This window comes from Methylobacterium sp. BE186 (assembly GCF_031457035.1).
GTDB lineage: Bacteria > Pseudomonadota > Alphaproteobacteria > Rhizobiales > Beijerinckiaceae > Methylobacterium > Methylobacterium segetis.
In genome coordinates this window covers 171,690-196,764 of the sequence record NZ_JAVDVV010000004.1, presented here as the reverse complement: position 1 = coordinate 196,764, position 25,075 = coordinate 171,690, and the positions used below count along the sequence as shown (strand labels likewise).

The window sequence follows — 25,075 nt, the reverse complement described above, 5'->3', positions numbered from 1 at the left end:
TCGAGGGATCAGGACGCGCCGGCGGCCGCGCGCTCCAGGGCTGCGAGGTCGAGCTTCACCATCCCCTGCATGGCCTCGAAGACCCGGGCGGCAACGGCTGGATCCGGGTCGGCCAGAAGACGCGGCAGGGCTTCGGGAAAGATCTGCCAGGGCACGCCCCAGCGGTCACGCAACCAGCCGCACATGATCTCCGCGCCGCCATCCGAGGTCAGCGCCGCCCAGAGGCGGTCGATCTCCGCCTGATCCGAGCACGAGACGGCGATCGAGGCCGCCGTGCCGTAATCGGCCGGCACGCCGCCGTTCAGCGCCTGGAAGCTCTGCCCACCGAGCGTGAAGGTGAGCAGGATCGCGTCGCCCGGCTCTCCGCCCGGCCAGGGCCCCGGCGCGTGCAGCGTCCGTTCGAGACGGGAATCGGGCACGAGCGAGACGTAGAACTGAACGGCCGCCTCGGCATCACGCGCGAACCAGAGGCAGGTGCTCACATTCGGCATCGAAGGTCTCCATCCTGATCGGCCGACGCGGAAGCCGCGCGAGGCGCGGGCTCTTCCGCAGCCTCGCGCGCCGTCTCACGCGGCCTCGACGATGCGGATGTCGCGCTCGGCTCCGCCGGCGAGCAAGGCCAGCGCATTCTGATAGGCCGGACTATCGTGCGCGGCGCGCGCCTGCTCCACGCTGTCGAACTCGATGAGGACGACGCGCTGCTGCTGGCCGGATTCGTAGACCTGGGCCGGCAACCCGCGCGCGAGGATGCGGCCACCGGCAGCGGCGATCGCCGGGCCGCTCCGCTGGGCGTAGGCGGCCAAGGCATCGGGATTGCTGACGGACCGGTAGGTGGCGACCCAATAGGCTTTGGCCAACGTGACTGTCTCCTCGTGTTGGATCCGACGTCGCAGGCAGGGCGAACCGGAGGGTTCGGCCTCGCGCCGCTCGGCGCGGGGGCCAACCTCGGCTTCCGGGCGCGATCACGCAAGGTCTCCGCGTGGCCGCCCTGCGGCAAGGGGGAACCTCGATCACCTCCGCCGCGCCGACTTCGTCGACGGCGGCGAACCCGCGCGCGCCGCGAACGTTAGCGCCTGCACCGGGAGAGGACACCTTGGATGTAGCAACGCTGGCCGAGCCGGATCTGGATCGTCCGCCACGGCGAGAGTGCCGGCAACGTCGCCCGCAACGCGGCGCACGGGGCGGGCCTCTCGCGGATCGAGATCGCCGAACGCGATGTCGACGTCGCTCTCAGTTCGCGCGGCGAGCAGCAGGCCCTGGCGCTCGGGCGCTGGTTCGCCGCCATGCCCTCCGGCGAGCGCCCTGAGGTCGTGCTGACCTCGCCCTACCTGCGCGCACAGGGCACGGCGGCTCTCATCCGGCGGGCGGGCGGCCTCGCCGACGGCGCGGGCGAGCCCATCATCGACGAGCGCCTTCGCGAGAAGGAACTGGGAATCCTCGACCGCCTCACGCATGCGGGCGTGGCGGAACTGCATCCCGATCAGGCCGAGATGCGCGCCCGCCTCGGCAAGTTCTATCACCGCCCGCCCTCCGGCGAGAGCTGGTGCGACGTCATCCTGCGCCTCAGGAGCGCCCTCGACACCGTCTCCCTGCATCATGGCGGGCAGCGGGTGCTGGTGGTCGCCCATCAGGTCGTGGTGCTGTGCCTGCGCTACCTCCTCGAGACCATGACCGAGGCGGAGATCCTGGGCATCGACGCGCAGGCCGAGGTCGCGAATTGCTCCGTGACGGAATACGCGTTCACGCCGCGGGAGGGCACCACCGGCGGGTTGAGCCTCGTGCGCTACAATTTCGTCGCGCCGGTCGCGCGGGGCGGTGCCCCCGTGACGGTCGAGCCGGACGCGGAGGCCGCCGTGCGATGACGGAGCAGCACCTGACCCTCGACGGGCTCCGGGCCCGGCCGCTCCCGATGCCGCAGGACGGCAGCAAGGAGCAGCGCGGCACCGTCCTCGTGCTCGGCGGATCCGTCGAAGTTCCCGGAGCCGCGCTCCTCGCCGGCGTCGCGGCCCTGCGGGCGGGAGCCGGACGATTGCGGATCGCGACCGTCCGAAGCGTGGCGATGGCCATGGCCCTCGCGGTGCCCGAGGCCCGACTCATCGGGCTCGCCGAGACCGAGAACGGAGAGGTGGACCCGGCCGAGGCGGGACGGCGCGTTCCGGCGCTGGCGGAGGCTTGCGATGCGGTTCTGATCGGCCCCGGCCTGAGCGCCGGCGAGGCCACGGACGCGCTCACCCTCTCGCTCCTGCAGGGACGGCCTTCGCCATCTTTCGTGCTCGATGCGGGGGCCGTCTGCGGTCTCGGTGCCGCCGCCGATTCGGTTCGGCCCTGCGGCAGCCGCGTGGTGATCACGCCCCATGCCGGCGAGATGGCGAAGCTCTTGCGGATCGACCGGGACGCGGTCGAGGCGGATCCGCTCGCGGCAGCGCTGAAGGCGGTCGATCTGCTCGGATGCGTCGTGATCATGAAGGGCGCGAAGAGCTGGATCGTGAACCCGGCGGGCGAGCGATGGCTCTACGAGGGCGGCGGCGTCGGGCTGGCGACGTCGGGATCCGGTGACGCGCTGTCCGGCATCCTCGCAGGCCTCCTGGCGCGGGGCGTCGACGCGATGACGGCCGCGCTCTGGGGTGTCTGCCTGCATGGCGAGGCGGGGCGTCGGCTGGCTGCCCGCGTCGGGCGGATCGGCTTCCTGGCCCGCGAGATCGCGGAGGAGGTTCCAGCCCTCCTGCGGGACGCGACGCCGGGTTCCTCGCCCTGAACCCGATCCCGGCGCGGCCTGAGGAGGAGAGCTTCGGCCGCGGCGCGCGTTCTCGGCAGGCGCCGGGGAACATCGCCAGGATGTGGGCGGTTCTCCCAACCCTGAACGAGGGAGCGCAGCATGACGAGCGCAGAGCCCACGAAACCCGGAGACGAGGCTCAACCCGGAACACCGGGCACGGGCGAGAATCTGTGCCCGCGCTGCGCGGGGTCGGGCCAGTTCGAGGCGAAGACCTGCCCGGATTGCAACGGCACCGGAAAGGTCGTCACCGGCATCGGCGGAGGCTGATCGCCGACGCCCCCGTTCCCGACGACGCTTCGGGCCCGAGCCGGCACGGTCCCGCCGGTCCGGGGCGCCTCGGCGGCTCGGCCTGCCCGCGCGAGACGGCGCCGATCAGCGACCTGTGAGGCGCCGCAGCGTCGGCACGAGGTTTGCCACCACATTCGGCTTGAGGATGAACTCGGCGCCCTCCGGGAGGGGGCCGGATGTCGGATCGGAGTGTCCCGACATCAGCACGACGGGGAGATCCGGCCGGAGGCCGCGTGCCCTCTGCGCCAGTTCCCAGCCGTCGATCCCACCCGGAACATGGGCATCCGTGACGAGCGCCGACGCCGCGACGGATTCGAGCAGGTGCAACGCCTGGTCGGTCGTCTCCGCCTCCACGACCGAGAAGCCGGCCTCGCGCAGCAATCCCGACATCGCTGCCCGCTCGTCGGGCTCTTCCTCGACCAGGATCACCGTCGCGCCGTCCTGCTCAGCCGCTGCGTTCACCGCGTTCGCCTCCCGTGCACGTGTCAGATGACGTGAACCGCGCGACCGGCCGTCCGGTTCAGCCCTTAAGCCCGGTTCAGTCCCTCAGGAAGGCGAGGAGATCCGCGTTCAGCCGGTCCTTGTGGGTGAAGGGAACGGCGTGCGGTGCGCCCTCGTAGACCACGAGCTGCGCACCCGGGATCGCGGCGGCCGCGGCCTTGCCGCTGACCTCGAACGGCACGGTCTGATCCGCGTCCCCGTGAATCACGAGGGTGGGTACGCGGAAAGCCGCCAGGTCGCGGCGGAAATCCGTCCAGCCGAAGGCCCGCACGCAATCGACCGTGGCCTTGGGCGAGGCCAGCATGGCGAGGTTGCCGGTCCAGGCGATCAGCTCGGTGGAGGCGGGCGAGCTGAACATGCCGACCCCGAAGAAGGTCTTGGCGAAATTCGCCAGGAAGTTCGGCCGGTCCTTCTCGAGGCCGGCGATCATGCCCTCGAACACGCCCGGGTCGATGCCGTCGGGATGGTCGGGGGTTCTCGCCAACATCGGGGTCACGGCGGAGACGAGCACCACCCGCGAGACCCGTGCGCCGCCGTGGCGCGACAGGTAGCGGGCGATCTCGCCACCGCCCATGGAGAAGCCGACGAGGGTCGCATCCCGGAGATCGAGCCCGTCGAGGACCGCCTTCAGGTCGTCGGCGAAAGTGTCGTAATCGTACCCGGTCCAGGGCTGGTCGGAGCGTCCGAAGCCGCGCCGGTCGTAGGCAATCGTGCGGAAGCCCGCCTGCGTCACGGCGGGCTGCTGGTACTCCCACATGTCCGCATCGAGGGGCCAGCCGTGAAGGAACACGACCGGCCGCCCGCTGCCCCAATCCTTGTAGAACAGGCGCGTGGCATCCGAGGTCTCGATGAAGGGCATGTCCGGTCCTGGTCCTGGAGGTTGAGACGGCATCAGCCGGTGGCGGGGAGAGGTTCAGGCCGGGACCTGATCGCCATCCCGCGATACGGGGACACGCTGTCCTTGAGGGACTCGCCCGGCCCCTGCGCAAAGCGGACGACCACCGGATGGTTGCCCGGCGCGGCAATCAGCCCCTGGCGCAGATCCGGAAGGACCTGCAATTGCCCCACGGCGACACCGCTGACCCTGGCGCGGAAGGCCCGGACAGCGTGGTGATCGCGGTTCGCGGGCGTCACCCTCTCCCGCGTCATCGACGCGATCATCTCCTCGATGGTCTCGGCCTCGTCGGGTGCGGCCGTCTCGGTGCCGCCGTAATGCCGGATGGGTCTTCGAGCTTCGGGCGCCGGTCATCGGGCACTTCCCTGAACAGGCAGCCTCGGCCGACAGGCTTCTCGAGGGGAATGGAATTCGGAACCGGGTTGCCGAGGGTTTGGCCCGAAGGCCGGGCGGTCGTCGGGCGGCCGCCCGGGATCGCTCGCGGAGCGCGCTCCGGGCAATTCTCCGAGGTCGGTTGCGTTCACCCAGCGACCGGCCGGGACTGCCCGCTGGATCGCCAGCCCTGCGTGCAGCGGCCCGCTCCCCTGCACCCACCAGCCCGTGGGAACGGGAACCTCGGGGGGTGCGATCGGTTGGCCGCAGCAACCGGAGACCGTGATGCCCGAGAATTCCGCCCGCCCGTTCTCCGTCGTCACCGGCGGTTCGAACGGCATCGGCTTCGAGCTCGCCCGCACCTTCGTCGAGAACGGCTACGACGTGCTCATCGCCGCCGAGACGGCCGGCCACCTTGCCGAAGCCGCGGGTCGCCTGTCGCGCGGAGGGGCCGCCGTGCTCACGTACGCCGCCGACCTCTCGCGGGAGGAGGGTGTCGACGAGCTCTATCGGGCGATCCGCGAGAGCGGCCGCCCCGTCGACGTGCTCTGCGTGAATGCGGGCACCGGCCTCGGCGGCCCCTTCTCCGAGACCGACCTGCGGCGCGAATTGCGGATGATCGATCTCAACGTCCGCGGCGCCGTCCAGCTCACCAAGCTCGTGCTCGCGGACATGGTCGCGCGCGACAGCGGCAAGCTGCTCTTCACCTCCTCGATCTCGGCGGCGATGCCGGACCCTTACGAGGCGGTCTACGGCGCCACCAAGGTCTTCCTGCGCTGGTTCGGCGAGGCGCTGCGCGACGAATTGCGGGACACCGGCATCGACGTGACCGTCCTGATGCCCGGCCCGACCGAGACGAACTTCTTCAACCGGGCCGAGATGCTCGACACGAAGGTCGGCGCCTCGCGGAGCAAGGACGACCCGGCCGAGGTCGCCAGGGCGGCCTTCGCGGCGCTCCAGGCTGGCCGGGACAAGGTCGTGCCCACCCTGACGAACAGGGTGCTCAGCGCCGTGACCGACGCGCTGCCCGACACGGTGGCGGCGCGGCTCCACCGCAAGATGGCCGAGCCGGGCTCCGCCGGCTGAGCCGCGGGCGCCCGAGCCCGCTCGAACGACTCCCTCAACGCACCAGACGCGAGGCCCCATGAACCGATACGCGATCTCCCTCCTGCTGGCCCTTGGCGCTGCGGCGCCGACCCTGGCCCAAGCCGCGCCGGCGGGCCGGGCACCGGCTCTCCTCCTCCACGGGAATTACTGCGGCCCCGGCAATAACGGGCCGCTCCCGCCGATCGACGCCCTCGACGCGGCCTGCGCGCGCCACGACGCCTGCACGCCCGATCAGGGACTGCCGTCGCGCGCCTGCAACGCGCGGCTCCAGCACGAGGCCGAGGCGATCTCACGCGACCCGCGCCAGCCCGAGGATCTCCGCACCCTGGCCGGCCTCGCGGCCCTCGGCGCCGGTCTCATGCCAGCGGAGCAACGGCTCGCGGCCGGGCCGGCCGTCACGCCCGCGACGGGCGGGATCGAGCAGGACACGCTCGCTCCGCGCCGGCTCGTGCCGGTGCCCGACGCGACCGACGATCAGGACGAGGCGGACGACGAGTAGGCTCGGCCGGTTCCGGCAAGCCGGCTCTGCAGGAAGGCCCGGAGCGGACATCCCGCTCCGGGCCTTTCGCATGAACGATCCGGATCGCCGCTCCGCAGACGGCACACACAAAAGCGGCGGGGCTCACGCCCCGCCGCTTCATCGAACCGGTGCTGCGGTCCGCCTCAGTAGGCGGTGTAGGCCGGGGTGCCGGTGCGGCCGTACTGCGCCGGACGGTCGAACGCGTCGGCGGCGCCGGAGCGGGCGGAGGTGTCGACACGGCGCGGAGCGACCGAGCCCGTCACGATGTCCTCGGCCGCGCCCACGGTGCCGCCGACGACGCCACCCACGGCGCCGGTCACGCCGCCGACCACGTTGCCGACGCCGCCGATGAGGCCGCCGCGCGGGCCGACCGGGTCGATATGGGCGCCCCACACGTTCAGCGTGCCGTCACGGTTGTAGCTGGCGCTGTCCGGGTTGAAGGTCTGGGCGAAGCTCGGCGACGCGGCGAGGCCGAGAGCCAGGGCGGCAGCGGCGATCTTGATGCGTTGGGTCATGATCAATCCTCATTCTGTGTGAGCGGGCCTCGGACGATCCCGGCAGCATCGTGCTGCCCGTGTCGTCGCCTTGTAGGTCGGCCGCTCGACTGCGATGGGTATCGATCTGGTGAGGATCTCGGCATCGACAATACCGCCTTTGTCGCAGTGCAGTATAAGAATAATGCCAGATTTTGCCGAATTGGCAGCACTTTCATGCCGCGACACCTGCGCGAGGCGATTTCTCTCTTGTTCGCCAGTGGGTTTCCTGCCGCGAGGCGACACCTGTGCGTGCGGTGCACCATCGCACATGGGCGAGCTCGGCGCGTCGGGAATCCCGCGCCTATCGCCGATCGGGCCGCTATCGCCCGTGACCGAAGGGCGGGAGTGTCGCGCGAGCGGCGTCATGCGCGATTTCGCAGCTCGGTCTCTTGGCATACAGAACCGGAGCGGCGCCGCGCGCCGATCACGCCGTTGCGTCAGCCAGGCGCGGACCCGAGGGACGTCCATCGTGGATCACTACCTGTCATCCTCCTTCCTGCTGTCCCTGCTCCAGATCGTCTGGATCGACATCATCCTGTCCGGCGACAACGCGGTGGTGATCGCCCTCGCCTGCCGCGGCCTGCCGGAGCGGCAGCGGCGGATCGGCGTGTTCCTGGGCGCGCTGGCGGCGGCGCTGCTGCGCATCGTCTTCGCCGTGATCATCTCGTACCTGCTCGCCGTCCCGCTCCTCAAGGTCGTCGGCGCGCTCATCCTCCTGCACATCGCGGTCAAGCTCGTGCGCGGCGAGGAGGAGGGCGAGGGTGCGATCAAGGAGCATTCGAGCCTGCCGAAGGCGATCTGGACCATCGTCGTGGCCGACGCCGTGATGAGCTTCGACAACGTCGTCGCCGTCGCGGGCGCCGCGAAGGGCCACGACGAACTCTTCATCATCGGCCTCGCCCTCTCGGTCCCCCTCCTCGTCGTCGGCGCGAGCCTGATCACCCGGCTGATCGACCGTTTCCCGGTCCTGATCTGGTTCGGCGGCGGCCTGCTCGGCTGGGTGGCCGGCGAGATGATCGCCTCGGACCGGCTCGTCCAGGAGCACCTCGTCGAGGCGCTGCCCGCCTCGCTGCAGGGCGGGGTCCATTACGCGGTCGCCGCGCTCGGGGCCGCCCTCGTCGTCTGTGTCGGTGCGCTCCTCAAGAGCCGGAGCGACCGGGAGATCGCGCAGGAGCAGGCCGAGGCGGTCGGCAAGGCCGAGGCCGACGTGCTGGGGGGTTGAGGGGCCGTCGGCGCCCCACCCTCAGGGCGCCAGCGGCGCCTCCCGTCCCAGGCCGATCTTGCGCGCGACGAGCCTGCGGATATCGCCCAGCGGCCCCCAGAACAGGAGCAGCAGGGCGAGGATCATCAGCGTCGAGACGAGGCCGTTCGAGAAGAACACCGACAGGTCGCCGCCGGACCCGAGCAGGGCCTGGCGGAAGGCATCCTCGGCGCGGTCCCCGAGCACGAGGGCGAGGACGAGCGGTGCGAGCGGATAGTCGAGCTTCTTGAACACGTAGCCGACGATGCCGAAGGCCAGCATCAGCCAGATGTCGAAGCGTGACGACTCGACCGTGAAGGCGCCGATGGCGCAGACGACGAGGATGATCGGCGCGACGAGGGCGAACGGGATGCGCATGATCGCGGCGAAGACGGGCACCGTGGCGAGCACGATCAGCAGGCCCGCGACGTTGCCGAGATACATCGAGGCGATCAGACCCCAGACGAACTCCTTCTTCTCGACGAACAGCAGGGGTCCGGGCTGGAGGCCCCAGATCATCAGGCCCCCGAGCAGGACCGCCGCGGTGGCCGAGCCCGGTATCCCGAGCGCCAGCATCGGCAGGAGGGCGGAGGTGCCGGCCGCGTGGGCGGCGGTCTCGGGGGCGAGGACGCCCTCGACCTCGCCGCGACCGAAGGCGTCGGGCCTGCGCGAGAAGCGCTTGGCGAGCCCGTAGCCCATGAACGAGGCCGCGATCGCCCCGCCCGGCGTCACCCCCATCCACATGCCCACGACCGAGGAGCGAATCAGCGTCGCCCAGTAGCGCGGCAGCGTGGCCCAGGTCCGCAGGACAACGGCGAGATCGATGGCGGCGCGCTTGCCCTTGAAGTGCAGCCCCTCCTCGATGGTGAGCAGGATCTCCGACACGCCGAACAGGCCGATCACCACGACGAGGAAGTCGAAGCCCTTCATCAGTTCGGGCGAGCCGAAGGTCAGGCGGAGATCACCGGAGATGGTGTCGAGCCCCACCGCCGCGAGGAGGAATCCGAGGGCGAGCGAGGCGACGATCTTGGCCTTGTTCTCCCGCCCCATCCCGATGAACGAGCAGAAGGTGAGGAAGAACACGCCGAAGAACTCGGCCGGCCCGAAGCGCAGGGCGAACTTGGCGACGAGCGGCGCCACGAAGGTGATGAGCACCACGCCGGAGAGCGCGCCGATGAAGGAGGCGGTGAAGGCCGCCGTCAGCGCCTCGCCGGCCCGGCCCTGCTGGGCCATCGGATAGCCATCGAAGGTCGTGGCCACCGACCACGCCTCCCCGGGGATGTTGAACAGGATCGACGTGATGGCGCCGCCGAACAGCGCGCCCCAGTAGATCGACGAGAGCAGGATGATCGCCGAGGTCGGGTCCATCCCGAAGGTGAGCGGCAGGAGGATGGCGACGCCGTTCGGTCCGCCGAGGCCGGGCAGCACGCCCACCACGATGCCGAGCAGCACGCCGACCACCATGAAGAGCACGTTCTGCCACGTCAGTGCGACCTGGAAGCCCAGGAGAAGCTGGTTGAGGTCGTCCATCGCTGATCCTTCGTGGATGCCGCCGACGTGGCGCTCAGTAGCCGAGCATGGCCTCGATCGGCCCCTTCGGCAGGGGGACCCGGAATTGCAGCTCGAACACCCAGAAGATGATGAGCGGCGTGAGCACGGCCGCGAGCAGCGTCTGCCACCACCGGAACGAGCCCAGCATCACCATGAACAGCACCAGGAACAGGGCCGAGGCGACGTAGATGCCGACGAAAGCGATCGCGAGCACGTAGAGGAAGAGCGGCACGAAGACCTGCGCCACGAGGCGCAGCTGCCCGTAGGTGACGAAGACGCTCTCCTCGCGGCGCAGGGCGCTCCACAGGGTCGCGACGGCGGCGATCGCCAGGATCCAGGCCACGCGGGCGGGGAAGAAGCCGTTCTCCGGGCCGTTGTCCCAGCCGGCGCCGCGCCCGTAGGAATCCCAGAGCGCGAGCGCCGCCACGCCGAGCAGGAGGAGCGAGACCAGGGTCTCGACGAGCCGTCGCGAGATGCCGCGCTCGGAGGCCGGAGGAGAATCATCCGCCGGGTGGGAAACGTCCGCCATGAGAGCTCTTCCGCTGATCGATCGTCCGCGCGAGGGAGCGGCGGGCCCGTCGCCGGACAGGCCGCGCCGGGAGCGTCGCTAGTTCGTCGCGATGAAGCCCGCCTTGGTCATCAGCTCCTTGTGCTTGCGCTCGTCCTCCGTGAGGAAGTCGACGAAGGCCTGGCCCGAGCGGAAATCGGGCACCAGGGCGTTGCGCTCGAGATACGCCTTCCAGTCGGGCGTCTCGGCGACCTTCCGGAACAGGTCGACGTAGTAGGCCTGCTGCTCGGGCGTGACCTTGCCCGGCATGAACATGCCGCGCAGCATCTGGTAGGTGACGTTCAGGCCCTGGGACGCACAGGTCGGGATGTCGGACCACGCCATGTCGGCCGTCACCTTCTGGGTGTACTCCATCGGCTTCAGCGAGAAGGCGCAGAGGGGCTTCACGGCGCCGGAGCGCCAGTTAGCGACCTCCTCGGCCGGGTTGTTCACGTTCGCGTCGATGTGGCCGCCGGCGAGCTGCACCGAGGCCGGGCCGCCCCCCTGGTAGGGCACGTAGGTGATCTTGACCCCCGCCGTCTGCTCCATCGTCACGGAGATGAGATGGTCCTCGCGCTTGGAGCCGTTGCCCCCCGTCTTGAGGGGCGGGGCCGCCGCCTTGGCGGCGTCGAGGAAGTCCTTGGCGGTCTTGTAGGGCTTCGCCGAATTGACCCAGAGCACGAACTCGTCCTGCGCCATCATCGCGACGGGCGTGAAGTCCTTCCAGCTCACGGGAAGCTTGGTGGCCAGCGGCGTCATGTAGATGCCGCTCGACGTCGTGATGAGCTTGTGCGGGTCGCCGGCCGATTTCTGGATGTCGAGCATCGCCTCGCCGCCGGCCGCGGCGGGCTTGTTCACGATGATGATCGGCTGCTTGACGAGGTTGTTCTTCTGGATCGCGCCCTGGATCGTCCGCGCCATCTGGTCGGACGAGCCGCCGGGCGGGAAGGGCACGATGATCTCGATCGGCTTGGTCGGCTCCCAGGCATGGGCCGAGGCAACAGGCAGCATCGCGGCCGCGATCGCGACCTTCACGGCGAGTCTCATGGCATTTCCTCTCGAAGTGCTCTTGGCGGCACCGTAACCGTCCTGGATGCTCGACGATCGTCCCGGCCCACCCAGCGCCCCTTCAATCGAGCTGTCTGCGCGGACGGCACTTCGAGCGGCCATCCCGTCGCGTGAACAGGCAATCGTCAGACCTTCATCGGGTGCTGCCGAGGCGTTTGCCCGCCGGACTTCTGAACTCTGAATTATATGCAGTAGACACGCAAGCGCCCCGTCACGCTCCAGCGCCGCGGGCGGGCGCTTTTCCCGCCCCGAGAGCGCAGCCAGGGCACGGTCGCGGACCGAGGGGAAGCCGACGGGCCGACATCGCGCCGCCTTAACCCCGCGCTTACCCTCTTGGCCGAGGTTGCCCGTCCTGAACCGAGGAAGGAGCCACCATGGCGGACGACACGATCGGCATCGCGGGCGACCGCATCCGCTCCATCGTGGAGCGGATCGAGAAGGTCGAGGAGGAGATCAAGGATCTCATGGAGGCCAAGAAGGAGATCTTCCTGGAGGCCAAGAGCGAGGGTCTCGACGTGAAGATCCTCAAGGAGATCATCAAGCTGCGCAAGCAGGACAAGGACGAGCGCGACGAGCACGAGACCCTGCTCGAGGTCTACCTCCGCGCGATGGATGCGCCCTCCCCCGCCCCCATGGCGCAGGCGGCCTGAGGCGGGGGCCGGATCGGCGGCCCCGTCCGCGCGCCGGGCGGCGCTGCTCGCTCGGGATGCATAGACGATCGACGTGAGACCTCCGCGTGCGCCGCCTGCGCATCAGCGCCCGGCGCGCGCGGAGCGGAGGGCTCCTCCGGGCCAGCCCTCACAGGCCAAGATGTTCTTTTCAACGAACGGCTGCCGAAGAGAATTTTCTTCGCGGCAGCATCGGGTGCGCGGCCGTAGCGTTCTCTCAAACCACTGCTCCGGCCTCGCGACGACACGAGTGTTGGCGCGCACGCCCTCCCCCGAAACCACCGAGCCTTGTTCTTTTAAACGAACGTCGTTAGCGTGCGGCCACGAGTTTGCCGGCCACGGCTCTCGTGGTGGCCCAGGGCCGCGGGCGGGTCGAGGCCCGCTCTCCCCGAACCATCGCGCCTATGGGCCGGCCCGCGAGGGACGAGCCACGATGACCGCGATCGACCACGCCCTTCCCATCGCCGTGATCGGTGCCGGATTCAGCGGTACGATGGCGGCGATCCAGCTTCTCGCCGCGCTGCCGAGGAGCCGGCCGGTGCTGCTCTGCGAGCGGGCGGACGCGTTCGGGCGCGGTCTCGCCTACGCGACGCGGGCGCCAGCCCACCTCCTCAACCTGCGCGCCGCCAACATGAGTGCCTTCTCCGACAGGCCGCACCATTTCGAGGCTTGGCTCGCCGAAGAAGGAGCCGAGGGCGTGCGGCGCACGCCGGCCGGCACCTTCGCGCCGCGCGGGGTCTACGGGCGCTATCTCTCCGAGTTGCTGCGCCAAGCGTTGACGGCCGACGGTCTGCCGCGCCTGCGCCTCGTCAACGACGCGGTCACCGATCTCGAGCCGTCGGGTGGCGGCTTCGTCCTGCGCACCGAGGGCGGGCAGGCGCACCCCGTCGCCGGAGCCGTGCTCGCTGCCGGCAACCTCGCGGGACCCGGCGAGCCGGCAAGCCGCCACCGGGTCGATCCCTGGCAGCCGGAGCGCTTCGGCCGGCTGCATCCGCACCTGCCCGTCCTCATCGTCGGGACGGGCCTCACCATGGTCGATACCGTGGCGACGCTGCGCGGCCAGGGATTCTCGGGGCACATCGTGGCGGTCTCGCGCCGGGGCCTCCTGCCGAACGTGCACGAGCCGGCCGAGGCGTGGCCGGCACCGAACCTGACGACCGGGGACCTCGCCTCCCTCTCGGCGCTCGTCGGCCGGATCCGGCGCGAGGTCGCCTCTGCCCGCGCGGCGGGCGTTGACTGGCGCGGCGTCGTCGACGGGCTGCGCCCCGTCACCGACTTCATCTGGCGCAGCCTGCCGGCGCCGGAGCGCGACCGCTTCCTGCGCCACCTGCGGCCTTTCTGGGACGTGCACCGGCACCGCACGGCGCCCCCCGCCGCGCAGGCGATCGACGAGGAGATCGCCCGGGGCAGCCTCACGGTGCTCGCCGGGCGGATCCGCGCGATCGCCGACGAGGAGGCGCACGCCGTCGTGACGCTGCTGCCCCGCGGCGAGGAGCAGCCGCGCGACCTCGAGGTCCAGTGCATCCTCGACGCGACCGGCATCGGCCGCGTCTCCGAGACCCAGGACCCGTTGCTGCGCCGTCTGATGGCCCGTGGCCTCGTCCGGCCGGGCCCGTTCGGTCTCGGGCTCGATGCCGGGCCCGATTACCGCGCCCTCGGCACGCGGGGCGGCGGGCGCCTCTGGACGCTCGGGCCGCTGCTCCGCGGCGTGTTGTGGGAGTGCATCGCGGTGCCCGACATCCGCAACCAAGCCGCTGAGGTCGCGGACCTCGTGGCCATGGACCTCGAGCGGGCCGAAGCCGCCTGAACCCCCTCCACCGAGCCGGCCGCTCGGCCAACGACGAGACAACGACACGATGAGCCACCGCATCACCCGATTCCTCGCCTGCCTCCTCGGCTGCCTCAGCCTCGCCGGGGCGGCCGCCGCGGCGGAGCCCTCCGCCCTCCGGATCGGCTATCAGAAATCGTCCACGCTGATCGCCCTGCTGCGCCGGAACGGCGACCTCGAGAAGGCGCTGGAGCCGCTCAAGGTCACCGTCTCGTGGCACGAATTCACGAGCGGCCTGCCGATCATGGAGGCGCTGAACGCCGGCAGCATCGACGTCTCGGCGGACGTGGCCGACACGGTCCCCGTCTTCGCGCAGGCGGCGCAGGCCCGCATCACCTATCTCGCCGAGGAGACGCCCTCGCCCACCGCCCAGGCGATCCTCGTGCCCGCGGATTCGCCGCTGCGCAGCGTCGCCGACCTGAAGGGTCGGAAGGTGGCCGTCACCAAGGGGGCGGGCAGCCACTACCTCCTGCTGGCGGCCCTCGGCAGCGAGAGCCTGCCCTTCAAGAGCATCGCGCCGGCCTACCTTACGCCCGCGGACGGGCGCAGCGCGCTCGCCTCCGGCAGCGTCGATGCCTGGGTGGCCTGGGACCCCTTCCTCTCGGCGGCGCAGGCGCAGACCGGAGCCCGGATCCTGCGCGACGGGACCGGCCTGTCCCTCTACAAGCGCTACTATCTCGCCTCCGACGCCTATGCGGGCGCGCATCCGGACGTGCTGTCCGTCGTCTTCGAGAAGCTGCGCGAGACCGGCACGTGGGTGAAGGCGAACCCGGATGCGGCCGCAGCCGAGCTCTCGAAGCTCTGGAAGATCGAGCCCGAGATCGTGCGGCAGGCCAACGACCGGCGCTCCTACCGGGTGGAGCGCGTGACCCGCGAGGGATTGGCCGAGCAGCAGAAGATCGCCGACGCCTTCCGGGCGGAAGGGCTTCTGCCGCGCGCCGTCGACACCTCGGCGCTCGGGTTGTGGGAGCCGCCGACCCGCTGAGGCCGAGCGTCGCTCAGCGGAGCGTTCGCGCCGTCCGGCGCCCCTCGTCGCCCATCATCTGGGCGCCGACGCGCCTCAGATCGAGGATGGTCTCGAGGGCGATCCCGATCAGCTCGGCCTGGCTCGAGACCCGGAACTTGCCCCGCAGCGTCGCGCAGGCGCTGACGACGCTGCGGTAGCCGATGGTCAGGATGTCGGCGATGCCCTGGTAGGTCTTGCCCTCGCCGAGCAGGATCAGGATCTGGATCTCGCGCGCCGTGAGGTCGGACAGGGGCGCCCGGCAGCGGGAGGCGTCGAGCAGCGCGAGGTCCCGCGCGAGCGCGTGCGGCAGGTAGTTGCGGCCGCCCAGAACCGCCTCGAACGCCTCGATGAAGGCGGGGGCCGGCATGTCCTTGAGGGCGTAGCCGGTGGCGCCGCTCTGCAGGGTCCGCGAGACGATGACGGGGTCGCGGCTCGCGCTGAAGGCGAGGATGCGGGCCTGCGGCTCCAGCGCCCGCATCCGGCGGATGAGCGAGAGGCCGGCGAGCCCGCTGCCGCGGAAGGCGAGATCCACCACCGAGACCTGCGGCCGGATCCGGTGGAACAGCCGGTATCCGGAGACGGGGTCGCTCGCCTCGAAGATCATCTCGACGCCGGCATCCTCGACCATGCGCCGGAAGCCCTGGAGCACGATCGGGTGGTCGTCGACGATCAGGACCCCGGTCATCGGGTCCCGTCCTGCGCGGCGTAGCGCTCGGCGAGCCGCGCCAGCGCCGCCTCCCGGCCGAGCCCGGCCCGCCGCACGGTGACGTAGTGCTGGCACATCTCGCCGTAGAGCCGCCGCCGGCCGCTCGCCGCCGCGACACCGGTGAGCCCGGCGACGAGGCTCGCCGGCTCCTCGGTCTCGCCGATCTCGGCGAGCATCGTCTCGAGCTGCGCCGTGCGGTTGGCGATCATGCGGCGGTCCTCCACGAAATGCGGCTTCGCCTCGTCGAGGGCCTTCCGCAGGCCCGCCAGCTCGGACGCGTCGGGCCGTCCCTCGCCCCCCGCGGCGCGCCGGGCGAGCCAGAGGGCCGGCTCGGTCCGGTCGGTCGGCGCGAGCCACGCCGTCTCCGGCCGGCCGGACTCCTCCGGCGTGGCCACCACGGAATCCGGCTCCCGCTCGGGATCCTCGCCCCTGCCGCAGGCGGCCAGCAGCGCGACGAACCCGATAAGCCCTGCGGCGCGCCGCCTCAACGGTCCGCCTCCCCGCGGCCCCGGAGGGGCACGGCGACGACGGCGCGCGGCCCGTCCGGCACCGGGCGGCGCTCGATCTCCCGGAGCCCTGCCAGGTCGATGATCGAGACGTCGTTCGAGTACCAGTTTGCCACGTAGGCGCGGTCCCCCGCCACCGCCACGCCTTCGGGATAGCGCCCGACCGGGATCCGCGCACGCGGGACGAGATCGTGGCCGAGCACGGAGACGCTGCCCGATTCCTGGTTCGTGACGAGGATCAGGCCGCCGTCGCGGCTCGTCGCGACGCCGTAGGGGCTGCGGCCGGACGGCACCGTGGCGAGCACGAGGAGCCCGCGCGCATCGATCACTGTGAGGTCGTTGCTGCGGACGTTGCCGACATAGAGCCGGTCCCCGTCCGGCGACAGCGCGAGGGCGAAGGGCGCGCGGCCGACGGGCAGGCGCGCCCGCAGCGCCATCGTGTCGGCGTCGAGGATGGAGACCGAATCGCCGCCGCGCTCGGACACGAAGACGCGGGCCTCGCCGTCGAGCACGATCCCCGCGGGCTCGCGCCCGACGGGGGCGGCGGCCTCGACGCTGCCGGTGCGGGCGTCGATCCGGCTCACCGTGCCCGCCTGCCAGTCGCCCACGAAGAGGCGGCGCCCGTCGGCGGAGGCCGCGATGCCGAAGGGCTGGCCGCGGAACGGCAGGGCGCGCAGGTCCCCTCCGCCCGGCACCACGACGGTGATCCTGCCCGCCTCCGGATGCGTGAGGAAGAGCGTGCCGTCCGCCGTCGCCGCGAGCCCGGCGGGGCCGGAGCCGAGGCGCAGCCCCACCACTGCCGGTCCGTCGAGCCGCGTCAGGGCGCCCGCCTCCTGGCTCGCCACGTAGATCGCGGGCTCGGCGCGGCCCCCCATCCCGAGGCCGAGCGCGAGGATCGACGCCGCTGCGAGGGCTCTGATCACGGAGCGGGTTTCCCCTCGACCTTCGCCTTCAGGCCCTTGAGCCCGTCCGCGAAATAGCGGTTCATCGCGGTGCGGCCGGCCTCGTCGCTCAGCGCCTCCGGCGGCTCGTTGCCGGTATCGCCGCGGTAGAACCGGCCGATCCACGAGACCGTCGCGCCCGCTCCGTCCGGTACCACCGTCACGGTGGCGGAGTAGGACGAGACGGGGAGCGCCTTCAGGTCCGGCTCGCCCATGCGGTAGGAGTAGGTCATCCCATCCGCCTTCCACTCGTCGAGGCTCTCCTGCAGCGTGCCGCCGCTCCGGAGGGTGAGCGTGCGGGTCGCGCCCTCCCCGTTGCCGCCGCTGCCCTCGCCCCTGGCCACGTCCGGGTGCCAGGTGCCGATGCCGGCGAAATCGCCGAGCACCGCCCAGACGGCCGCGGGACTCGCCGCGACGGCGATGGATTGCTGGATCTTCTGGGGCGTCGGGCCGTGGGCGAGGGCCGCGTTCGCGGCGAGGGCGAGGAGGAACGTGGCGAGGAACAACCGCATGCGGGATCAAGCCTTTCGGAGGGTGAGGCGCCCGCCGCGGGCGCGCAGCGGTCCGGCCGCATGGGCCGCGAGCACGAGGAGGAGGGCCGCCGCGCCGAGGACGGGCCGCAGGTCGAGCCGCCCGGGTACGGGGCGCGGCGTTGCGGCGGCGGAGAGCGGCGCGGCGAGAGAATCCGGCCCGTCAAGATGCGCGTAGGCGAGGCCCGTGCGCGCGGCGAGGTCCTTCAGGTGCGCCTCGCGCAGGGCGGAGAGGTGCTCGGTACCCCGCGCCGCCGAGCTGCCGAAGGGCGCGTTGCGCGGGTTGTAGCCCTCGCGCGATTCCGCGTCGGCAGGGGCCGGGCCGAACCGGTTCTCCTGCTGCACGTCGGTCTCGGCGTAGAAGCCGACCTCGCGGCCGCGATCGTTGAATTTCGGGATCGGGGAGAGGGCGTAGCCGCCGGCCCCGACGATGAGGCCGCGCACGGCACCGACGCGCCCGTCGAAAGGCGGCGTGCCCGTGGCGGGGAGAGGCGGCGCCTCCTGCCCGTCCGTCACGAAGACGAGGTCGGCGTCGAGCTCGGCCGCCATCGCGACGGCGCGGTAGAGGCCGGCGGACACCCGGCTGTCCGCCTCCCAGGCCATGCGCCAGTCGAGGGCGGCGATCGCGCCGTCGAGGGGCGCGAACTCGGCGCAGACCTCGACGGGCTCGAACAGGAGGAAGGGGCGCCTCTCCGTGAAGAGGCCGAGCGCCACCTGCGAGCCGCAGGGCAGCCCGGCGACGAGGCGGCGAAGCGCGGCCTTCGCCGCCTCGAGCCGGCTCTGGGGCCGCCGCTCCGCCGCGTAGTCGCGCACGTTCATGCTGCCCGTGATGTCGACGACGGCGAGCAGCCGGACCCCGTCGCGGGAGAGCCGCAGCGGCGGCACGAGGAAGGTGGCGAGCACGAGGAGGCCGGCGGCCGCGAGAGCCCGGAAGCGCCACCCGCCGAGATTCCTGCGCCAGGGCAGGCCGAGCCTCATGGCGCCCCCCGCGGCTGGCCGGGAATGTCGGTCCAGAGCTTCTTCGGCTCCGCCTTCATCTCGTCGCCGATCTGGCGGTCGAATTCGGGGAAGTCGCGGATCAGGCGCGAGGCCACGTCGAGGTTGAACTTCGCGTCCCAGAAATCCGGCCGCACTTGCAGGGCGCGCCGGTAATCCTGGCGGGCGAGGTTGATCAGGGGGCCTGCCGGGTCGAGCTCGCCGCGCTCGATATGCGCGAAGGCGCGCCGCAGCCGGGCATTGGCGAGGGCGTAGCGGGCCCGGGCGACGAGGGCCGGCTCGGCCTCGCTCGCGAGCGCGTCGATCAGGCCCTCGGCCTCCTCCGTCCCGCCGCGGCGGGCGAGGAGCAGGATGCGGGCGAGGAGGAGCGGCGCGGGCGCGTCGGCGGCGACGGGCAGGTCGCGCCCGGCCTCGATCGCGGTAATGCCGGCATTCGTCCGCTCCATCCGCCACGCCGCGATACCGGCCGCGAGCGCGCCGGCGAGGAGCAGGACCGGCAGGCCGGCGAGGATCGGGGATTTGGCGCGGGCCATTGCGGCCGCGAGCACCGGGGCGAGGCGTCGGGTCATGCGGCGATCCTCCGCTCCGGTGCGCGCGTCGCGGCGGGAGCCGGGGCGCGGCCGAGATCCGCTTCCGCGAGTTTGCCCAGGATCAGGAGAACGAGGCCGAGGAGCGCGGCGGCGTAGGCGGCCCCGGTCAGGTCCCGGCGCGGGCGACGCTCGATGTAGGGGATCGGGTCGCGCTCCAGCCCCTCGATCTGGCGGATCGCGGCGGCGACCGCCTCCGGCCCCTCCGCCTCGAAGGCGCGGTAGGGCGCGCCGAGGCTCTTGAAGAACAGGTCGAGGTGGCGCTCGGGCGCGGCCTGCGGCGTGTCCTCCCCCGCCGGCCGGTCGGCGATGCCGGGTGAGCCCTTCGTGCGCAGGAACAGCCAGTAGAGGTTCGGGCGGACCTTGGCGAAGGCGGCGCGCAGCGCGTCCTGCACCCGCGGATCGATCACCGCCGCACCGTCCGAGACGAGGAGCAGCACCCTCGAAGCGGTGCCCGGACCGCTCCCGAACTGCGCGAGCGCCAGGGCAAGACCGCGGCCGACATTCGTGTAGTCGAGGCCGGGCCGGTCGATGGCGCGGATCGCGGCGCGCACCGCCTCGTGGCGGTCGGTCATCGGCAGGACGAGCATCGGCGCGGTCGAGAAGCCCGTCACCGCGAAGAGGTCGTGCGCCCGGCTGCCCACGAAATCGCCGAGGATCCGGCGGGAGGCGGCGGCCTTCGATTCCTCCGCGCCCGAAGGTTGGCGCCCGGCGAAGGTCTCGTTCATGCTGCCCGAGCGGTCGATCAGCATCGAGATCTCGGCGCCGATGCCGGTGCGCGTCACTTCGGCACCGTTCCGGTAGGGGCCGGCGAGGGCGACGACGTGGCCGGCGAGGGCGAGGCAGGCCGCCGCCCGCAAGGCCCCGTCGAGCGCGCGCGAGAGCGGGTCGGCGGGCACGGCGGAAAGGCTCGGCAGGGGCGTGCGCCGCCGGGGCGCCGCGACGAGGGGCAGGAGCGCCAGCGGCAGCAGCCAGAGGAGCGCCGGCCGCTCCGCGCCGCAGCGCGCGATCAGGTCGAGGACCGCGCTCACGCCGCCCGCTCCGCCGCCGCGAGGCGCCGCGCCGTCGCCGAGACCTCGGCGAGCGGCAGGCGCGCCCGGGCGGCCTCGGTCGCGCCGCCGAAGAAGGCGAGGCGCGACGCCGCGAAGAAGCGGTCGAGCCCCTCTTCCTGCCCCCGGAAGGCTTCGTGGCGGGCGAGGAAGGCCGGCAGGTCGTCGGCGAGCAGCCGCTGCCCGGCCGCCGCGTCGAGGCCGCGATGCAGCGCGGTGAGGCCCTCACGGTAGGTCTCGTCGGTCTGCGGCCCCCGCGCCAGGGCCGCGAGGCGGCGCGCGGGCCGCGCGAAGGCGCGGGCGGGCCGGGCCCGGAAGGGCCACCACGCCCGGTCGCGGGCGAGCAAGCCGAGGGCCGCGAGCGCCAGGGAAGCGAGCGCGAGGCTCGCATCCCGCATCGGCTCGGGCCGGAGGCGCGGCCCGCGCCCGTCCGGCCGCAGGTCATCGGCCGGGTCGGCGCGGCGCGGCGGCTGGACTTCCCGCAGGGGCGAGACGCCGAGGCTCCAGCCCGGCACCTCGACGCGCGCTGTGGTGGCGCCGTGCGGGCGCTCGCTCGCGAGCACCAGGGCGAAGCCCGGCACCTCGAGGCTGCGGGCGTCGAGGGCGGCGTAGAAGGTCTGGTAGGTCAGGCGCAGGCGGTGGCGCGTGCCCGCCGTCTCCTGCTCGACCGCCCGCAGGTCGAGCCAGTAGGTCACCGGGCCGGGGCTCGGCAGGGAGGCGGCCTGCAGGGCGAAGCCCGGCTCCGCCTCGATCTCCACGGTGCCGGGCACGAGGTCGCCGAGGAAGTGGCCGAAGGGGCGCGGCGTGCGCACCTCGACGCTCCGCACCTGGGCGATGGCCGGGGCGGCGGCGAGGCAGGCGATCAGGCAGAGGACGCGGCGCACGCGCTTCAGGCTCCGAGGAGGTGCCGGCTCAGCGCCTCCGGATCGAACCGGTCGGCGAGGCGGAAGGGCTCGCGCCCGTTTCGGCGGGCGAGCCGGGCGAGGCGGGCCATGCGCTCGCCCTCCTGCGCCAGCCAGCGGCGGCGCAGCGAGGGGCGCATGAGGACGAGGCGGCTTCCCGCCCCTTCGAGATCCTCGAGCTCCAAGAGGCCCCATTCCGGCAGGGCCTCGGTCTCGCGGCTGTCGGCGAGGAGCACGGGCACCACGTCGTGGAAGCTGAGGCTCGCGAAGACCTGCTCCAGGAGCGCCTCGGGCCAGCGGAAATCCGAGATCAGGAAGACGAGCTTCGGCCGGCCGGCGATGCGGGCCGCCGCCGCGAGGAGGCCGGCGGCGCTGCGCCCCGTAGGGCGTGCCTGCCCGATGCGCGCGGCAGCCTCCGCGGCGCTCGCCCGCCGCCGCGTCGCGATGAGCGACAGATCCTCGCGGATCCCGGCATCGCAGGCGATGAGGCCGAACCCGTCGCCGATGCGGGTGGCCGAGGCCGCGAGCCCCTGGCAGAGGGCGCCGACGAGCGCCATCCGGTCGGCCGCACCCGAAAAGCGCATCGAGGCCGAGAGATCGACGAGCGCCCAGACCTCCACGGCCATCCGCGCCTCGAACCGGCGTACGTGCACGCCCTCGAAGGGGTCGCGCAGCGTCGCGCGCAGGTCGATGCGGCGGGCGTCCGGCAGGCGCAGGAAGGACACCTGGTCCTTGAAGGTGCCGAGCCCTCCGGTCTCGCGGGCCCGGTGCGCCCCGGCCCGGGGCCCGCGGGCGCGCCAGCGCGGCAGGTAGACGATGTCGGCGCTCATGGGTCCCGCCTCACGGCGCCGGCACCGTCTCGAACACCGCCCGGCAGAGGTCCGGGACGATCGCGGAGCGGCGCAACTCGTACACGGGCTCCAGGAAGACGCGGTGGGCCATCACCTCGGGGAAGATTGCGCGCACGTCCTCCGGCACCAGCCAGTCGCGGCCCTCGAGCCACGCGCGGACGCGGGCGGCGCGCACGAGCGCGGCGACGCCGCGCGGCGAGGCGCCGCCCTGGACTAGGCCGGCCATGTCGTCGATGCCGGGGAGCCGGATCCCGGCTGCCTGCGGGCGCAGCAGCGCCTCCCACAGGGCGACGACGTAGGCCTCGATCGCCGCGCTCGCCCGCACCCCGTGCTGGATCGCGGAGGCGATGCCGGCGAGCGCGGTGGGGTCGAGGAGGTTCGGCTCCACCTCCGCGATCAGCGCGTCGGTGTCGTGGAAGCGCGGGTCGAAGACGAGGGCGCGGCGGCTCTGCGGATCGCGCGGCGCCTCGACCGGGATCTCCATCAGGAAGCGGTCGCGGGCGGCGGCCGGCAATTCGAAGGTCTCCTCGCGCTCGACCCGGTTGCGGTCGGCGAAGACCTGGAGATGCGGGAACCGGTATTCCCGGGCGAAGGCGGTAAGGCTGCGCTCGGCCATCAGGCGGAGCAGCAGGGCGTGGACCTGGGGCCGCGCCCGGTTGATCTCGTTGAAGAAGAAGATCGCGAGGTCTTCGGAGGCGCGCAGCACGGGCCCCGGCTCGACCCGCGGGCGCCCGTCCTCGGCGAGGTAGGTGTGGTAGACGAGGTCCGTCGGCATCAGGTCGACGGTGCCCTCGATCCGCTCGTAGGCGCCGCCCATGGCGCGGGCGACCGCACGCAGGAGCGTCGTCTTGCCGACGCCGACATCGCCCTCCAGCAGCACGTGCCCGCGGGCGAAGATCGCGATGGTGACGAGGCGGATCGCCCGGTCCTGGCCGAGGACCGCGCCGGCCACGGCCCGCTCGAAGCGGGTGGCCGCCGCGCGCCAGTCGGTGAGCATCGCGTCGCCGCGGCGGATGTCGTTCATGGCTCGGGAACTCGTGTCGCGTGCCCCCTCCCCTGGTGGGAGGGGGCCGCCGGGCGGCGCGCTCAGTTCGCGGAGATCTTGGTGACGTCGTACTCGAACTTGCCGGTCTTCCTGGCGTTCTCGATGCGCTTCTTGTTGCGCTCCTCCATGCCCTTGATCGCCTCGGCCTGCTTGCTCAGCTCCTTCGGGTCGTGCTTCGGATCGTATTTCGAGCCGGCGATCTTCTCCGGGAAGCCGGGCTTGGGCTCCCAGCAATTGCCCGGCGCCTTGCACTTGGTGCCGTCGTAGGCCAGCGCCGGCAGGGCGACGAGGGCACCCGCGCCGAGAAGGGCCGCGTAAACGAATGTCCGCATGATGTTTCCTCCAGTCTTGCGGCGCTCCCGCGCCGCGCTGGCGCCGTCCTGTTCCGTTGAGCGCGGCGCGAACTCCCCCTCGGACTAGTTGTCCAGCGGCTTGCACTGGCCTTTCACGTCCTTGGGGAAGGTCTCTCCTTCCTTGTAGGGCTTGTAAGCCTTCTTCTGCTCGTCGTTCAGCCACGCGGCATCGCGCACAGGCCCGGTGTAGAGGTGCCGGATCCAGGTGACGACTTGCAGGATCTCGTCCGGATTGAGGTTCTCGTTGTGCGGCCCCATCATTCCGTTGGCGCCGCCGAAGATCGTCGAGAACAGGCCCGTATCCTCGGTGTTGGCCGGATAGGTCCAGTAATTGTCGTTGAGGCCGGGACCGAGCTTGCCCTCGGCGAGATGCCCGTGGCAGCCCGAGCAGGAGGTGGCGAACAGGCTCTCGCCGTTGCGCAGGCAGGACTTGTCGTCGATGTAGGGGTTCCGGCCCGTCTGCAGGAAGGTCTTCACGGCGTCCGTGTCGCGCCCGCCCTCCTTGCCCTGGCCGATGTCGAGGGTCTCCCCGGTGACGGTGTTGCGGAAGACGATGCCGGTCTGCGGGCCGGCGCTCGGCTGCGCCAGGGCAGCGAGGCCGCCCGTGGCGAGGGCGAGCCCGAGAAGGGCGGCGGCGCCCCGTGTGCTGGTCATGATGCTCATCGAACTCTGCGGGAACTCGTCCTGTGCGGGAACTCTGCGGTCGGCCTGCGGGCGCGTCAGTTCGAGGCGGCCATCACGGGCACGCCCTCCTGCTTCAGGATGGCGTCGATCCGGGGCTTGGCCTTGGCGAGCGCGGCGTTGAGCGCGTCGCGCAAGCCCTCGTCGCCGCGGCGCACGCCCATCGCCTGGTCGAAGCTCTGGGGCACGCGCTGGCCGTCGCTGCGCACGGTGTCGTCGGGCACGGGGACCATCCGCAGCGGCGTCTGGGAATCCCGCACGTAGCGGGCGACGTCGGGGGCGAAGGCGACGCCCACATCGGCCTTGCCGCTCGCCACCTCGCCCACCATCCGGGCCGGGTCGATCTGGGTGTATTGGTTGCGCGGCGCGCGGAAGTTCACGAGCGAATAGAGGTAGGCCATGTCCTCCTCGTAGCGGCCGATATCCTTGAGCATCGCCTCGCCGGGCGTTCCGAACCCGACCACCATGTGGCCCACCTCCCTGAGGCGCGGGTCGGCCCAGGATGTCACGTCGAGGCCGCCCTCGGCCTTCGTCAGGAAGACGTAGCCCGAGCGGTAATAGGGCTTGGTGGTCAGCACCCGCGGATCGTCGGCATCGAGGCCGACGACGACATCGCAGGTGTTCTTGTCGAGCCCGTCGCGCACGAGGTAGATCGCCGGCTTGCCGGACCAGACGAAGACGGCCTTGCGCCCCATCGCCTCGGCGACGGCGGTCGCGATGCGGTTCTCCAGGCCCGACCCGTCCTTGATCGAGAGCGGCGGCTGCTCGGCCGCGCAGATGCGCAGGGTGCCCGCATCCGCGGCCGGCGCGGCGCCGTCCCGCTGCGGCTGCTCTTTCGCCTGCTGTTCCTTGGCCTGGGGCTCCTGCGCGGCGGCCGGCCCCGCGAGACCGAGGGCGAGGAGGAGAGCGGCCGGGGCGGCCGCGCGGAGACGTCGGGTGACGCGCGCCATGGGACTTCGTTTCCTCTGAGGTTCGTCGCGGCGCGGCGGCCGGGGCATGGCGTGCCCGTCTGACGGCTTCGTCTC

The 25,075-nt window shown here is 72.0% G+C and carries 31 protein-coding genes; 9 read left to right on the top strand and 22 right to left on the bottom strand.

Annotated elements, in window-relative coordinates; genetic code table 11:
• Window positions 1–8: 8 nt before the first annotated feature.
• Together J2X36_RS06735 and J2X36_RS06730 are read right to left on the bottom strand one after the other, a co-directional pair.
• Window positions 9–491 (bottom strand): VOC family protein, encoded by a 483-nt coding sequence (locus tag J2X36_RS06735; protein WP_132252260.1) that lies wholly within the window; start codon window positions 489–491, stop codon window positions 9–11.
• 75 nt (window positions 492–566) lie between these two features.
• Window positions 567–857, bottom strand: coding sequence for a DUF1330 domain-containing protein (locus J2X36_RS06730; protein WP_310347519.1), 291 nt, complete (start codon window positions 855–857; stop codon window positions 567–569).
• A gap of 264 nt (window positions 858–1,121) precedes the next feature.
• On the opposite strand from J2X36_RS06730, the gene J2X36_RS06725 reads away from it, so the two are divergent.
• From J2X36_RS06725 to J2X36_RS06715, 3 genes are all read left to right on the top strand, one after another.
• On the top strand, window positions 1,122–1,862 hold the full coding sequence (locus J2X36_RS06725) for a histidine phosphatase family protein (protein ID WP_310347632.1): 741 nt from the start codon (window positions 1,122–1,124) through the stop codon (window positions 1,860–1,862).
• Entirely contained in the window at window positions 1,859–2,755 is an 897-nt protein-coding gene (locus tag J2X36_RS06720; RefSeq protein ID WP_310347517.1) for an NAD(P)H-hydrate dehydratase, read from the top strand. The genes J2X36_RS06725 and J2X36_RS06720 overlap by 4 nt, the downstream gene beginning before the upstream one ends.
• Window positions 2,756–2,875: 120 nt before the next feature.
• Window positions 2,876–3,043: a hypothetical protein gene (locus J2X36_RS06715; RefSeq protein WP_165937816.1), complete on the top strand. Its 168-nt coding sequence runs from the start codon at window positions 2,876–2,878 to the stop codon at window positions 3,041–3,043.
• Window positions 3,044–3,148: 105 nt separating this feature from the next.
• Here J2X36_RS06715 and J2X36_RS06710 read toward each other — a convergent pair whose 3' ends face one another.
• The 3 genes from J2X36_RS06710 to J2X36_RS06700 all read right to left on the bottom strand — a co-directional run bounded on the left by J2X36_RS06710 (window position 3,149) and on the right by J2X36_RS06700 (window position 4,726).
• Window positions 3,149–3,526, bottom strand: a complete 378-nt coding sequence (locus J2X36_RS06710; RefSeq protein WP_132252252.1) for a response regulator — start codon at window positions 3,524–3,526, stop codon at window positions 3,149–3,151.
• Window positions 3,527–3,602: 76 nt separating this feature from the next.
• Window positions 3,603–4,424, bottom strand: a complete 822-nt coding sequence (locus J2X36_RS06705) for an alpha/beta hydrolase (protein ID WP_310347514.1) — start codon at window positions 4,422–4,424, stop codon at window positions 3,603–3,605.
• A 32-nt stretch (window positions 4,425–4,456) separates the two neighbouring features.
• Window positions 4,457–4,726: a hypothetical protein gene (locus tag J2X36_RS06700; protein ID WP_310347513.1), complete on the bottom strand. Its 270-nt coding sequence runs from the start codon at window positions 4,724–4,726 to the stop codon at window positions 4,457–4,459.
• 391 nt (window positions 4,727–5,117) lie between these two features.
• Between J2X36_RS06700 and J2X36_RS06695 the strand changes: the two genes are divergently transcribed.
• A complete protein-coding gene (locus J2X36_RS06695) occupies window positions 5,118–5,918 on the top strand; it encodes an SDR family NAD(P)-dependent oxidoreductase (protein WP_310347511.1) in 801 nt (266 codons plus the stop codon).
• Window positions 5,919–5,976: 58 nt separating this feature from the next.
• The gene (locus J2X36_RS06690) at window positions 5,977–6,438 is read left to right on the top strand and encodes a hypothetical protein (protein ID WP_310347509.1); all 462 of its coding nucleotides are present in this window, start codon (window positions 5,977–5,979) and stop codon (window positions 6,436–6,438) included.
• 164 nt (window positions 6,439–6,602) lie between these two features.
• Here J2X36_RS06690 and J2X36_RS06685 read toward each other — a convergent pair whose 3' ends face one another.
• Window positions 6,603–6,974, bottom strand: coding sequence for a hypothetical protein (locus J2X36_RS06685; RefSeq protein ID WP_310347508.1), 372 nt, complete (start codon window positions 6,972–6,974; stop codon window positions 6,603–6,605).
• A 490-nt stretch (window positions 6,975–7,464) separates the two neighbouring features.
• On the opposite strand from J2X36_RS06685, the gene J2X36_RS06680 reads away from it, so the two are divergent.
• The gene (locus J2X36_RS06680) at window positions 7,465–8,217 is read left to right on the top strand and encodes a TerC family protein (protein WP_310347506.1); all 753 of its coding nucleotides are present in this window, start codon (window positions 7,465–7,467) and stop codon (window positions 8,215–8,217) included.
• Window positions 8,218–8,238: 21 nt separating this feature from the next.
• On the opposite strand, the gene J2X36_RS06675 is transcribed toward J2X36_RS06680, so the two are convergent.
• From J2X36_RS06675 to J2X36_RS06665, 3 genes are all read right to left on the bottom strand, one after another.
• A complete protein-coding gene (locus tag J2X36_RS06675; protein WP_132252242.1) occupies window positions 8,239–9,765 on the bottom strand; it encodes a tripartite tricarboxylate transporter permease in 1,527 nt (508 codons plus the stop codon).
• 34 nt (window positions 9,766–9,799) lie between these two features.
• Complete coding sequence (locus J2X36_RS06670) at window positions 9,800–10,315, bottom strand: tripartite tricarboxylate transporter TctB family protein (protein ID WP_310347503.1); 516 nt, start codon at window positions 10,313–10,315, stop codon at window positions 9,800–9,802.
• 78 nt (window positions 10,316–10,393) lie between these two features.
• On the bottom strand, window positions 10,394–11,380 hold the full coding sequence (locus J2X36_RS06665; protein WP_310347501.1) for a tripartite tricarboxylate transporter substrate binding protein: 987 nt from the start codon (window positions 11,378–11,380) through the stop codon (window positions 10,394–10,396).
• Window positions 11,381–11,775: 395 nt separating this feature from the next.
• Here J2X36_RS06665 and J2X36_RS06660 point away from each other — a divergent pair, with 395 nt between their 5' ends.
• From J2X36_RS06660 to J2X36_RS06650, 3 genes are all read left to right on the top strand, one after another.
• Window positions 11,776–12,051 carry a DUF2312 domain-containing protein gene (locus tag J2X36_RS06660; protein WP_310347499.1) on the top strand — a complete coding sequence of 92 codons (276 nt, stop codon included), beginning with the start codon at window positions 11,776–11,778 and terminating at the stop codon, window positions 12,049–12,051.
• Window positions 12,052–12,502: 451 nt separating this feature from the next.
• On the top strand, window positions 12,503–13,876 hold the full coding sequence (locus J2X36_RS06655; protein ID WP_310347497.1) for an FAD/NAD(P)-binding protein: 1,374 nt from the start codon (window positions 12,503–12,505) through the stop codon (window positions 13,874–13,876).
• A 49-nt stretch (window positions 13,877–13,925) separates the two neighbouring features.
• A complete protein-coding gene (locus J2X36_RS06650) occupies window positions 13,926–14,882 on the top strand; it encodes an aliphatic sulfonate ABC transporter substrate-binding protein (RefSeq protein ID WP_310347496.1) in 957 nt (318 codons plus the stop codon).
• 13 nt (window positions 14,883–14,895) lie between these two features.
• On the opposite strand, the gene J2X36_RS06645 is transcribed toward J2X36_RS06650, so the two are convergent.
• The 13 genes from J2X36_RS06645 to moxJ form a co-directional block, all read right to left on the bottom strand.
• Window positions 14,896–15,588, bottom strand: a complete 693-nt coding sequence (locus J2X36_RS06645) for a response regulator transcription factor (RefSeq protein WP_310347495.1) — start codon at window positions 15,586–15,588, stop codon at window positions 14,896–14,898.
• Window positions 15,585–16,097, bottom strand: a complete 513-nt coding sequence (locus J2X36_RS06640; protein ID WP_310347493.1) for an MxaH protein — start codon at window positions 16,095–16,097, stop codon at window positions 15,585–15,587. Before J2X36_RS06640 ends, J2X36_RS06645 begins: the two co-directional genes overlap by 4 nt.
• On the bottom strand, window positions 16,094–17,038 hold the full coding sequence (locus tag J2X36_RS06635; protein ID WP_310347491.1) for a YncE family protein: 945 nt from the start codon (window positions 17,036–17,038) through the stop codon (window positions 16,094–16,096). Before J2X36_RS06635 ends, J2X36_RS06640 begins: the two co-directional genes overlap by 4 nt.
• Complete coding sequence (locus J2X36_RS06630) at window positions 17,035–17,568, bottom strand: SRPBCC family protein (RefSeq protein ID WP_310347490.1); 534 nt, start codon at window positions 17,566–17,568, stop codon at window positions 17,035–17,037. Before J2X36_RS06630 ends, J2X36_RS06635 begins: the two co-directional genes overlap by 4 nt.
• A gap of 6 nt (window positions 17,569–17,574) precedes the next feature.
• A complete protein-coding gene (locus J2X36_RS06625; RefSeq protein ID WP_132252220.1) occupies window positions 17,575–18,564 on the bottom strand; it encodes a vWA domain-containing protein in 990 nt (329 codons plus the stop codon).
• Entirely contained in the window at window positions 18,561–19,151 is a 591-nt protein-coding gene (locus J2X36_RS06620) for an MxaK protein (RefSeq protein ID WP_310347489.1), read from the bottom strand. The genes J2X36_RS06625 and J2X36_RS06620 overlap by 4 nt, the downstream gene beginning before the upstream one ends.
• Complete coding sequence (locus J2X36_RS06615; protein ID WP_310347488.1) at window positions 19,148–20,200, bottom strand: vWA domain-containing protein; 1,053 nt, start codon at window positions 20,198–20,200, stop codon at window positions 19,148–19,150. Before J2X36_RS06615 ends, J2X36_RS06620 begins: the two co-directional genes overlap by 4 nt.
• Window positions 20,197–21,111, bottom strand: a complete 915-nt coding sequence (locus tag J2X36_RS06610; protein ID WP_405029742.1) for a nonribosomal peptide synthetase MxaA — start codon at window positions 21,109–21,111, stop codon at window positions 20,197–20,199. Before J2X36_RS06610 ends, J2X36_RS06615 begins: the two co-directional genes overlap by 4 nt.
• Entirely contained in the window at window positions 21,108–21,950 is an 843-nt protein-coding gene (locus J2X36_RS06605; RefSeq protein ID WP_310347485.1) for a DUF58 domain-containing protein, read from the bottom strand. Before J2X36_RS06605 ends, J2X36_RS06610 begins: the two co-directional genes overlap by 4 nt.
• A gap of 10 nt (window positions 21,951–21,960) precedes the next feature.
• On the bottom strand, window positions 21,961–22,995 hold the full coding sequence (locus J2X36_RS06600; RefSeq protein ID WP_310347483.1) for a MoxR family ATPase: 1,035 nt from the start codon (window positions 22,993–22,995) through the stop codon (window positions 21,961–21,963).
• A gap of 62 nt (window positions 22,996–23,057) precedes the next feature.
• Entirely contained in the window at window positions 23,058–23,348 is a 291-nt protein-coding gene (locus J2X36_RS06595) for a methanol dehydrogenase [cytochrome c] subunit (RefSeq protein ID WP_132252214.1), read from the bottom strand.
• An 84-nt stretch (window positions 23,349–23,432) separates the two neighbouring features.
• Window positions 23,433–24,023 (bottom strand): cytochrome c(L), periplasmic, encoded by a 591-nt coding sequence (gene moxG / locus J2X36_RS06590; RefSeq protein WP_132252212.1) that lies wholly within the window; start codon window positions 24,021–24,023, stop codon window positions 23,433–23,435.
• Window positions 24,024–24,088: 65 nt separating this feature from the next.
• Window positions 24,089–25,000, bottom strand: coding sequence for a methanol oxidation system protein MoxJ (gene moxJ, locus J2X36_RS06585; RefSeq protein ID WP_132252210.1), 912 nt, complete (start codon window positions 24,998–25,000; stop codon window positions 24,089–24,091).
• Window positions 25,001–25,075 lie beyond the last annotated feature (75 nt).

Coding starts and splice junctions, on each gene's coding strand:
- J2X36_RS06735 (WP_132252260.1), bottom strand. CDS start 491: ATGCCGAATGTGAGCACCTGCCTCTGGTTCGCGCGTGATGCCGAGGCG.
- J2X36_RS06720 (WP_310347517.1), top strand. CDS start 1,859: ATGACGGAGCAGCACCTGACCCTCGACGGGCTCCGGGCCCGGCCGCTC.
- J2X36_RS06715 (WP_165937816.1), top strand. CDS start 2,876: ATGACGAGCGCAGAGCCCACGAAACCCGGAGACGAGGCTCAACCCGGA.
- J2X36_RS06705 (WP_310347514.1), bottom strand. CDS start 4,424: ATGCCCTTCATCGAGACCTCGGATGCCACGCGCCTGTTCTACAAGGAT.
- J2X36_RS06700 (WP_310347513.1), bottom strand. CDS start 4,726: ATGATCGCGTCGATGACGCGGGAGAGGGTGACGCCCGCGAACCGCGAT.
- J2X36_RS06695 (WP_310347511.1), top strand. CDS start 5,118: ATGCCCGAGAATTCCGCCCGCCCGTTCTCCGTCGTCACCGGCGGTTCG.
- J2X36_RS06690 (WP_310347509.1), top strand. CDS start 5,977: ATGAACCGATACGCGATCTCCCTCCTGCTGGCCCTTGGCGCTGCGGCG.
- J2X36_RS06685 (WP_310347508.1), bottom strand. CDS start 6,974: ATGACCCAACGCATCAAGATCGCCGCTGCCGCCCTGGCTCTCGGCCTC.
- J2X36_RS06675 (WP_132252242.1), bottom strand. CDS start 9,765: ATGGACGACCTCAACCAGCTTCTCCTGGGCTTCCAGGTCGCACTGACG.
- J2X36_RS06670 (WP_310347503.1), bottom strand. CDS start 10,315: ATGGCGGACGTTTCCCACCCGGCGGATGATTCTCCTCCGGCCTCCGAG.
- J2X36_RS06665 (WP_310347501.1), bottom strand. CDS start 11,380: ATGAGACTCGCCGTGAAGGTCGCGATCGCGGCCGCGATGCTGCCTGTT.
- J2X36_RS06660 (WP_310347499.1), top strand. CDS start 11,776: ATGGCGGACGACACGATCGGCATCGCGGGCGACCGCATCCGCTCCATC.
- J2X36_RS06655 (WP_310347497.1), top strand. CDS start 12,503: ATGACCGCGATCGACCACGCCCTTCCCATCGCCGTGATCGGTGCCGGA.
- J2X36_RS06650 (WP_310347496.1), top strand. CDS start 13,926: ATGAGCCACCGCATCACCCGATTCCTCGCCTGCCTCCTCGGCTGCCTC.
- J2X36_RS06645 (WP_310347495.1), bottom strand. CDS start 15,588: ATGACCGGGGTCCTGATCGTCGACGACCACCCGATCGTGCTCCAGGGC.
- J2X36_RS06630 (WP_310347490.1), bottom strand. CDS start 17,568: ATGCGGTTGTTCCTCGCCACGTTCCTCCTCGCCCTCGCCGCGAACGCG.
- J2X36_RS06625 (WP_132252220.1), bottom strand. CDS start 18,564: ATGAGGCTCGGCCTGCCCTGGCGCAGGAATCTCGGCGGGTGGCGCTTC.
- J2X36_RS06620 (WP_310347489.1), bottom strand. CDS start 19,151: ATGACCCGACGCCTCGCCCCGGTGCTCGCGGCCGCAATGGCCCGCGCC.
- J2X36_RS06605 (WP_310347485.1), bottom strand. CDS start 21,950: ATGAGCGCCGACATCGTCTACCTGCCGCGCTGGCGCGCCCGCGGGCCC.
- J2X36_RS06600 (WP_310347483.1), bottom strand. CDS start 22,995: ATGAACGACATCCGCCGCGGCGACGCGATGCTCACCGACTGGCGCGCG.
- J2X36_RS06595 (WP_132252214.1), bottom strand. CDS start 23,348: ATGCGGACATTCGTTTACGCGGCCCTTCTCGGCGCGGGTGCCCTCGTC.
- moxG (WP_132252212.1), bottom strand. CDS start 24,023: ATGACCAGCACACGGGGCGCCGCCGCCCTTCTCGGGCTCGCCCTCGCC.
- moxJ (WP_132252210.1), bottom strand. CDS start 25,000: ATGGCGCGCGTCACCCGACGTCTCCGCGCGGCCGCCCCGGCCGCTCTC.